Origin of the sequence: Streptomyces sp. NRRL F-4489, assembly GCF_001509485.1 — a bacterium.
Classification (GTDB): domain Bacteria; phylum Actinomycetota; class Actinomycetes; order Streptomycetales; family Streptomycetaceae; genus Streptomyces.
This window is the reverse complement of the sequence record NZ_LLZI01000073.1, coordinates 1-8,438: the sequence shown is the minus strand read 5'-3', so window position 1 is coordinate 8,438 and position 8,438 is coordinate 1. Positions and strand designations below refer to the sequence as shown.

7 protein-coding genes are annotated in these 8,438 nt (G+C 76.3%); 5 read left to right on the top strand and 2 right to left on the bottom strand.

Annotated elements, in window-relative coordinates; all coding sequences use genetic code 11:
• On the bottom strand, positions 1 to 521 hold a 521-nt coding region (locus ADL22_RS08485; RefSeq protein WP_066975361.1), incomplete at its 3' end, for an Lrp/AsnC family transcriptional regulator.
• 292 nt (positions 522 to 813) lie between these two features.
• On the opposite strand from ADL22_RS08485, the gene ADL22_RS08480 reads away from it, so the two are divergent.
• The 3 genes from ADL22_RS08480 to ADL22_RS08470 all read left to right on the top strand — a co-directional run bounded on the left by ADL22_RS08480 (position 814) and on the right by ADL22_RS08470 (position 4,007).
• Positions 814 to 1,662, top strand: coding sequence for a GntR family transcriptional regulator (locus ADL22_RS08480; protein ID WP_079063947.1), 849 nt, complete (start codon positions 814 to 816; stop codon positions 1,660 to 1,662).
• Positions 1,659 to 3,371 (top strand): MFS transporter, encoded by a 1,713-nt coding sequence (locus ADL22_RS08475; protein WP_066975357.1) that lies wholly within the window; start codon positions 1,659 to 1,661, stop codon positions 3,369 to 3,371. The genes ADL22_RS08480 and ADL22_RS08475 overlap by 4 nt, the downstream gene beginning before the upstream one ends.
• 117 nt (positions 3,372 to 3,488) lie before the next feature.
• Positions 3,489 to 4,007, top strand: a complete 519-nt coding sequence (locus tag ADL22_RS08470) for an RICIN domain-containing protein (RefSeq protein ID WP_066975355.1) — start codon at positions 3,489 to 3,491, stop codon at positions 4,005 to 4,007.
• A 108-nt stretch (positions 4,008 to 4,115) separates the two neighbouring features.
• Here the strand turns inward: ADL22_RS08470 and ADL22_RS08465 are convergent, their stop codons facing one another.
• Entirely contained in the window at positions 4,116 to 5,405 is a 1,290-nt protein-coding gene (locus tag ADL22_RS08465; protein ID WP_066975364.1) for an amidohydrolase family protein, read from the bottom strand.
• Positions 5,406 to 6,319: 914 nt separating this feature from the next.
• Between ADL22_RS08465 and ADL22_RS08460 the strand changes: the two genes are divergently transcribed.
• Together ADL22_RS08460 and ADL22_RS08455 are read left to right on the top strand one after the other, a co-directional pair.
• Positions 6,320 to 7,327, top strand: a complete 1,008-nt coding sequence (locus ADL22_RS08460; RefSeq protein WP_066975353.1) for an ATP-grasp domain-containing protein — start codon at positions 6,320 to 6,322, stop codon at positions 7,325 to 7,327.
• A gap of 11 nt (positions 7,328 to 7,338) precedes the next feature.
• The gene (locus tag ADL22_RS08455) at positions 7,339 to 8,307 is read left to right on the top strand and encodes an ATP-grasp domain-containing protein (protein WP_066975362.1); all 969 of its coding nucleotides are present in this window, start codon (positions 7,339 to 7,341) and stop codon (positions 8,305 to 8,307) included.
• Positions 8,308 to 8,438 lie beyond the last annotated feature (131 nt).

The following is an 8,438-nucleotide window of genomic DNA, read 5'->3' as shown; positions in this document are numbered from 1 at the left end:
GGCCCCCGCCCGCCCCCGGTCCCGCCCCCGGTCCCGGCCCGATCGGAGGAGTGCCGGGCCCCGGCCTCGGGGCTGTCGGGGAGCAGATGCGAGAGCACCATGTAGCTGATCGTCTTGCGGATGAACGGTTCGCTGCGGATGCGTTCGAGGACTTCCTCGAAGTGCTCGACGTCGGTGGCCCGGACGTGCAGCAGGGCGTCGGCGCCCCCGGTGACGGTCATCGCGGCGGCGATCTCCGGGTGGTTGCGGACCACTTCGGCCAGCCGCCGGGGCGGGGCCGCGCTGTCGCAGTACACCTCCACGTACGCCTCGGTGAGCCAGCCCAGGGCGGACGGGCGGACGGTGGCGGAGAAGCCGGTGATCACGTTGTTCTCGCGCAGCCGGTCCACCCGGCGTTTGACGGCGGTGGGGGAGAGGCCGATGGCGGTGCCGATCTCCGCGTAGCTGGCCCGGCCGTTCTCGATCAGCGCGGCGACGATCTTGCGGTCCAGCTCGTCGAACGGCGCGGACTTGGTGCTCATGGCGGCCCTCTCTTCCGACCTGCGCTCCGTCCCTCCACCGGGCCCGGTGGGGTCACGGTAACGGGGCGGAGAGGGGCGGGACGGTCGGTAGCGCACGGTCCCCAGTGCGCGCAGACGGGGGCGCGGTGCGCGGCGGTGGTGCGTACGGATGCCGGTGGCGCAGGCCCGGCGTGCGCGCCGAAAGCCGCAGGTCAGGCATCCGCGCAGGTCAGCGTGGGTGGCGTAACTCGGACGTAACGCCACTCGCCTAGCGTCGGGGGCCGGGTGCGCGGCGGTGAGTGAGGAGGCGGAGATGGGTGCGGGCAGTGAGTGCGCGGGCGGTGGCCCGGAGGGCAGTGGCCTGGAGGGCGGTGGGGTGGCCGGCACCCCGGGCGACGGCCGGGGCCGCGTCCCCGGTGACGGTTCGACGCGGGCCGACCGGGCGCGGCGGGTGGCGCATGTACTGCGCGGGCAGGTGCTGCGCGGGGCGTTCCCCGGCGGGGTGCTGCCCGACGAGCGGGCGCTGATCGCGGAGTTCGGCACCTCGCGCAACACCGTCCGCGAGGCGCTGGGGCTGCTGCGCGACGAGGGCCTGGTGGAGCGGCGGCGCGGCGTGGGGACGGTGGTCGTCGGCCGGGCGTACGAGCATCCGCTCGGCGAACTGGCCGGGCTGGCCGAGGTGCTCCAGCGCTACGGCACGGTGGTCAACGAGGTGCGCGAGGCGCGTCCGGTGCGGGCGCCCGCCTCGGTGGCGCGGCGGCTGGGCCTCCCGGAGGGCAGCCCGGCGGTCTACCTGGAGCGGCTGCGCCGGGTGGACGGGACACCGCTCTCGCTGGACTGCACGTACCTCATCCCGGAGGTGGGCGAGCCGCTGCTGGCGCTGGGCCGGGCGCGGCTGGAGAACCGCGATGTCTTCGAGCTGATCGAGAACGCGGCCGGGATGCCGCTGGGTTCGGCCGAGGTGTCCGTACGGGCGGTGGTCGCGGACCCGGCGACCTGCGCGGTGCTGGCGATGCCGGCCGGCGGCGCGGTGCTGGCGGTGGACCGGCTGACGCGGCTGGCGGACGGGCGCCCGGCCGACCTGGAGTTCATCCACCTGCGCGGGGACCGGCTGACGCTGCGCGCCCGGATGGACCGGGTGCGGGAGGGGGATGCGGGATGAACGGCGGGACGGAGTCCGGGGCGGCGGACGGCACGGCAGACGGGATGAACGGCGGGGCGGACCAGGCCACGAGCGCCGGGACGAACCAGGCGACGAGGGCCGGAACGGCCACCGCCCCCCACCCCGGGGCCCGCCCCCGCACCCTCCTGACCTGCGCCATGTGCCTCTGCGTCACCCTGGTCGTCGGCATGGTGTCCGCCGTCAACCTCGCCATCCCGGACCTCTCCGCCGGGGCGCTGCACCCGTCCGCCGGGGCCGTGGTGTGGGTCGTGGACGGCTATGTCGTGGTCTTCGCCTGCCTGCTGGTGCCGGCCGGGGCGGTGGCCGACCGGCGCGGCCGCAAGGGCGTCCTGCTGGCCGGGATGGCGGTGTTCGTCGCCGGTTCGGCGGTGTGCGCGCTGGCGCCGCACGTCGGGGTGCTGATCGCGGGGCGGATGCTGAGCGGCGTGGGCGCCGCGGCCGTCCTGCCGAACACCCTCGCGCTCCTGGTGGACGGCCTGGCGGACGGGCCGCGGCGGCGCGCGATCGCGGTCTGGGCGGCGATGACCGGACTCGCCGCCGTCCTGGGGAACGTGGGCGGCGGCGCGGCCATCCAGTACGGGAGCTGGCGGGCGCTGTTCGTGTGCGTCGTGCCCCTGGCGCTGGCGGCGCTGGCGCTGGCCGCCGTGGTCGCGCCGCGGGCGGAGCGGCATCCGGGGCCGGTGGCGCCGATGGCCGCCGTCCTGTTCACCGGGGGGTTCCTGGCGCTGCTGAACGGGATCGTCAGCGGGCCGCAGGACGGCTGGCTGAGCCCCTGGGTGCTCGGCTCGCTCGCGGCGGCCGGGCTGCTGCTGGCCGGCTGGGCCCGGTGGGAACTCCGTTCCGCGCGGCCCCTGTTGGACCCCCGGATCTTCACCCGCCCCGCCGTACGGGCGGGCGCGGCCGGGATGGCGGTGCTGTTCCTCGGGATGTTCGGGCTGTTCTACCTCAACGGGCAGTACCTCCAGTACGCCAAGGGCTACGGGCCGTTCGGCGCCGGTGTGCGGCTGCTGCCGATGGCGGCGGCGCTGCTGGCGGGCCCCCGGTGCGGGCTGCTGCTGGAGCGGTGGTGCGGGCGGCGCGGCGCGGTGGCGGGCGGGATGCTCGTGCTGGCCGCCGGGCTGGCCACCGTCTCGGCGGCCGACGCCGGGACGCCGTACGCGCTGTACGCCGCCGGGGCCGGGCTGACCGCGCTGGGCTGCGGGACGGCGACCCCGCTGCTCTCGCACGCGATGATGGCCGCGCTGCCCCCGGAGCAGGCCGGGGTGGGCTCCGGACTCCAGAGCCTGACGCGGGAGTTGGGGAGCGCGCTGGGGATCGCGGTGACCGGGACGCTGACCGCCGCGGTGTTCACCGCCCGGCTCCCGGCGCCGCTGGCCGGGCCGGACGGGCCCACGACCGTCGCGGCGGCGCAGGCCGCGCTGCGGGGGCTGCCGGGCGGCGGCGGGGCCGGGCTGCGGACGGCGGTGGTGGCCGCGTTCACGGACGGGCTGCATGTGGCGACGCTGTCGCTGGCGGCGGGGGTGGCGGTCGCGGCGGGCGCGGTCTTCCGGTGGATGCCGGGGGAGGCGGGAGAGCCGGGAGAGCCGGGAGAGGGCGAGGCGGACGCGTCGGACGCGGCCCCTGGTGCGCCTACGGGCCAGCCGGGACAGCGGGCGGAACGCTCCCACGAGCCGGGGGCGCACGCGTAACCCACAAGAGGTAATCGGTCGCGTGCGGAGAGTAACGAGGGCTGGTCGAGGAGAGATCACAGAGTGATCACAGAGTGCTCTCCCGGACGCGCCGGGAGTTCGAGGAGGGGGATCCCGATGCGCCGCCGTAACGCTCTGCTCGCCGCTGTCGCCGCCGCGCTCATGTCGCTCGCGCCACTGGCCGGTTCGGCCCAGGCCGCCAGACCCGAGGCGGCCGCCGCGGCGCGGATGCAGGAGGGCCGGTATCTGATCGTCAGCGAGAACCCGGAGGTCGGGAAGCTGGACTTCGCGCCCTTCAGCGTCCCGACCGACCCACCGAGCTATGTCATCACCGGGTCGCACCGCAAGGACCTCAAGGAGCAGTGGACGGTGACGCCGGCCGGGCCCGGCGCCTACACCCTCAACTCCACGACCCACCCGGGCGCGAGCTGGTCCCGCCACAGGGACGCGATCGTCGCCTCCGAGGCCAGCTGGAGCCGGTTCGCCATCGAGCCGGCGGGCGGGGGCACGTACCGGATCCACGTGCCGAACGAGGACGCGGTGGCCACCCTGAACCGCTCTGACGAGCAGCTCCACGTGGAGCCCGATCAGGGGTCGCCCGCCCAGCGGTGGCGGTTCGTGCGGGTAGCGGAGTGACGCGGCGGGGGCGCGCCCGCTCGCACCGGGCGCGCCCCCGTCCGTCCGCCCATCCGGGTCCCGTCCCGCCGGCTCCTGTCTCGCCGGCTCCCGTTCCCCCGGCTCCCGCTACCGCGGCACCACCCGCTGGATCTTGGCGCGTTCGACCACCTTCGGGCCGACCTCCGCCGCGCGGGCGACCAGGGCGTGCGCGTCCCAGTCGGTCGGCCAGCCCTCCCAGAGGCGGAGGCGGCCGTTGACCACCACGGCGCGGATCTGGTCGCGGTTGGCGAGCCGGACGAGTTCCCAGCGCAGGTCGTAGGAGGGGGTGAGTTCGGGGACGGCCAGGTCCACGAGGAGGTAGTCGGCGGCCTTGCCGGCGGCGATCTGTCCGGTGACGCGGCCCAGTCCGAGGGCGTCGGCGCCGCCCGCGGTGGCGTGTTCCAGCCACAGGTGCCCCGCGCCGCACACCGAGTCGCCCGAGGCCAGCCCGTACGCCAGCCGCTGGGCCGTCTCGGCGGCGTCGATGAGCCGGAAGCCGTCACCGCGGGTGCCGTCCGTCCCGGTGCCGAAGCGGACGCCGAGCGCGGCCAGCATGGTGGCGTGCGCGACGGCGTTGCCCTTCCAGGCGCTGGCCACCGGGTTGTAGCTGATCGCCGCGCCGGAGTCGGCGAGCTGCCGCATCTCGGTCGGGGTGAGCAGGGTGGCGTGCGCGCCCAGGGTGTACGGGCCGAGGGCGCCGAGGTGGTGGAGGTAGTCCACGGGGCGGCGGCCGACGCTCTTCAACGAGCGTTCCACGGACGCCAGATGCTCGTTGACGTGGATCTGGAAGACCACCTTGGCCTCGGCACAGAGGTCGGCGGTCCGCTTGAGGACCGGGCCGGTGGCGTCCTCGGGGACGGCGATGGCCAGCGACGGGTGGACGAGCGGGTGGCCGTGCCAGCGCGCCAGATGGGCCGGGCCGCCGGTGCCGTCCGAGACGATCTTGCCGAGGACGCAGCGGATACCGGCCTCCTCGGTGCCCTTGGCGACCGCCGCCACATCGACCGGCGCGCGCGTCCCGGCGTCGGCGACGGTGGTGAAGCCGCCGCGCAGCGCCTCCAGGGCGGCCAGTTTCGCGGAGAGGTAGGCGGTCTCCTCGTCCAGCGCGTGTTCCAGCGGCTCCCAGACGGTCTTGAAGATCTCCGACGGCTGGCCGAACGACTGGGCCTTGCCGAAGCTCTGGGTGAGGTGGTGGTGCGTATCGACGAAGCCGGGCATCAGCAGATGGCCGTCGAGGCGGACCGGCGCGGGGCCGTTGCGGTGGGCGGCCAGCAGACGGGCGGCCGGGCCGACCTCCCGGAAGGTGCCGCGCTCGATGAGGACCGCGTGGTCGCGTACGGGGCCGTCCGGCAGCAGCACCACCTCCGGGAGGAGCAGCTGCCGGTCCCCGCCGAACTGGTCGGGTCGGGGCGCGCGGTGGGCCGCGGAGGCGGCGCCGGGGTGCGCGCCGGGGCGGTCGGTGGCGCGGACGGACGCGGGGCCGGCGGCGGTCGCGCCCGCGGCGTACGCGGGGCCGGCGGACGGACCGCCGAGCAGGCCGCTGGCGCCTACGCCGGTGAGGCCGGCCACCCCGGCGAGGAAGCCGCGGCGGCCGAAGCGGGACCGGCCGCCGTCCCGTATGGCGTCCGCGGGGGCGCCGCCCCCAGGGGCGCCGCCCACCGGCTCACCGGAGCCCGGTGAACCACCCACAGGAGCACCGCCTGCCCCCTGGGCCTCCGCCGCCAGGGCCTCCGCCCCGGTGTCCTCCGTCCGCCCGCCGCCCGGACATTCGCCCCGGGACGACCCGGCCTCCTGACCCTGCCGCCGCTCGTTCGCCAACCCGATCGCCTGCTTCCCTCGCCGCATACGTAGCCGCGGCCGGCCCGTGAACCGGGGCCGGCCGCGCTGGGTGGCCCGAACCCTAGAACCAGCCATTAAGCGGAACAAGACTTTCGACATGCGGGATTCGGCACGGTATGCGCGCAGGTGGCGCAACCCCCCGCGCCCCGTTCGGCGTCCCAGGTCACGACGTGTGCGCGGCCCCGGCCCGGTGGCGTAACGTCCCCGAAACACAGCGAGCGGGGGCGGCGATCGGGCCACGGCGGGCGCCCTGATCACCGCATGGGATCCTGATGCGTCATGTTCCCGCCGGGCGGACGGAGTACGGAGTACGTACGGCGGCACGGGGTGGACGCCCGCCGGAGGTGGCGGGCGGGCTGGCGATACGGGTGGACGTGCGGCGATACACGAGTGCGACGACTGCAACGACGAGTCTCTGCTTCCTGGTCGAGGAGCAGTACCGCTACGACGGCATGCCGCGGGACGTGATCGGCCAACTCCGCGCGTGGGGCCACCGGGTGGACGTGCTGCGGCCCGGCCGTTCGCTGATCCGGATGTCCGAACTGTCCGAGGCGGTGCGGACCGGCGGCCACGCCGCGTGGGTCCTCAAGACGGTCTCCGGCGGGCCCGGCCTGACCCTCCTGGAGGCCGCCGCCACGGCCGGGCTGACCACGGTCAACGACATACGGGCGATCCGCGGCGTACGGGACAAAGCGCTCGCCGCGGTGATCGGCCGGGCCGGCGGGCTGCCGGTGCCGATGACGTACGCGGCGGTGCGCGCCGAGGAGTTCGCGGCGCTGCCGGCGGCGGAGTTCCCGCTGGTGGTGAAGCCGGCGGACGGCAGCTCGGGGCGCGCGGTGCGGCTGGTGGAGCGGCCGGAGGAGCTGGTGGCGGGGGGCGGTTCCCGGCTCGTTGGCGGGGAGCCCCGTGGCGCGGAGCCGGGCGCGGCCGGGTCCGGGGGCGGGGAGCCGGGCGTGGCCGGGTCCGGGCCCGGGCCCGGTGGCGGGGAGCCGGCCGCCGTGGACCCCGGCTCCGCACCCGCCCCCGGCCCTGCCTCCGGCATGCTGATAGCCCAGCCCTACGTCCCCAACTCCGGCACAGACCTGAAGGTTTACAGCATTGCCGGGGACCTCTACGCGACCGAGCGCAGCTCCCCGCTCCACCCCGGGCAGGCCGTACGGGAACGGCAGGTGCCGCTGCCGCGCGAGGTCGCCCGGATCGTCACCGAGGTCGGCGCGGTCTTCGGCCTCGACCTCTACGGCGTCGATGTGCTGCTGGGGCCGGACGGCCCGGTGGTGGTCGACATCAACGACTTCCCGAGCTTCCGGCAGGTCCCGGACGCGGTGGCGCGGGTCTCCGCCGCCGTCCTCCGGCTGGCCCGCGACGGCAGCGACCACCGCGTCGCCGCGCCGGCCCTGCCGTTCATCGGCCACCAGCGCTGGCTCCGCCCGGCGGCCGAGGCGGTCGGGGGCGCCCTGTGACGGGCCGCGCCATACGGGTCGGGATCATCAGCGCCGACCCCGGGCACCCGCTGCTCACGGCGACCGCCGGCCTGCTGCGCGGCCGCGGCCACCGGGTCGGCTTCCTGACGCCGGACGGGCGGGCGGCGGCGGGGGATCGCGTAGCGCCGGGGGAGCACGCGACGGCGAGGGGCCTCGCGGCGGCAGGCGAGCCTACGGGTCCGGACGCGCCCCACGCTTCGTGCGCCCCCCGCGCCGACGTCTACCTCCTCAAGGCCCGTACGCCACCGGCCCTGGCCCTGGCCGCCCGGCTGGAGGCCGCCGGAGCGCCGGTCGTCAACAGTGCGGCGGCCACGGCTGGTTGCCAGGACCGCGCGGCCATGGCGGAGACGGCCCGCGCGGCCGGCCTGCCGTTCGCCGCGACCGTCCACGAAACGACCCTGGCGCCCGGTGCCGCCCTGGCCCCCGGTGCCAACGGTGCCGCCACAGCCCCTAGCGGCACACTCCCCCCGGATCTCCCCTTCCCCCTCGTCCTCAAGAGCCGGCACAGCCGCCGCGGCGACCTCGTCGCGCGCGTCGACACCCCCGCCGAACTGGGCGAACTCGCCGCCACCCGGCCCGGCGAGCCCGTGATCCTCCAGCGGTTCACCGCCAACGACGGCTGGGACCACAAGCTGTGGATCGTCGACGGCCAGCTCTTCGCCGCCCGGCGCCGCTCCGAACTCTCCCCCGGCGGCCGCGGCCCGAACACCCCCCTCCCCGTCTCCGCCCTCCCCGCCGCCTGGACCGCCGCCGCCCTGCGCGCCGGCGAGGTCTTCGGCCTGGAGGTCTACGGGGTGGACCTGCTCGACGCCGGCGACGGCACCCCGCTGATCGTGGACGTCAACGCCTTCCCCGGCATCCGCGGCCAGGCCGGCGCGCCTGAGGCACTGGCGGCCCTGGCCCTCCGCCACGCCACCACACGCCCCGCGCCCGCACGCCCCGCCTCCACCCGCCCGTAACGCACACACCCGTAACGCACACACCCCGCGCCCGTACGCCCTACTCCCGCACCCGGATCCGCACCCGTACTCGTACCCGTACGCGCACACCCCCCTTCCGTCCGCCCCGCATCCGCACCCCCCGCTTCCAC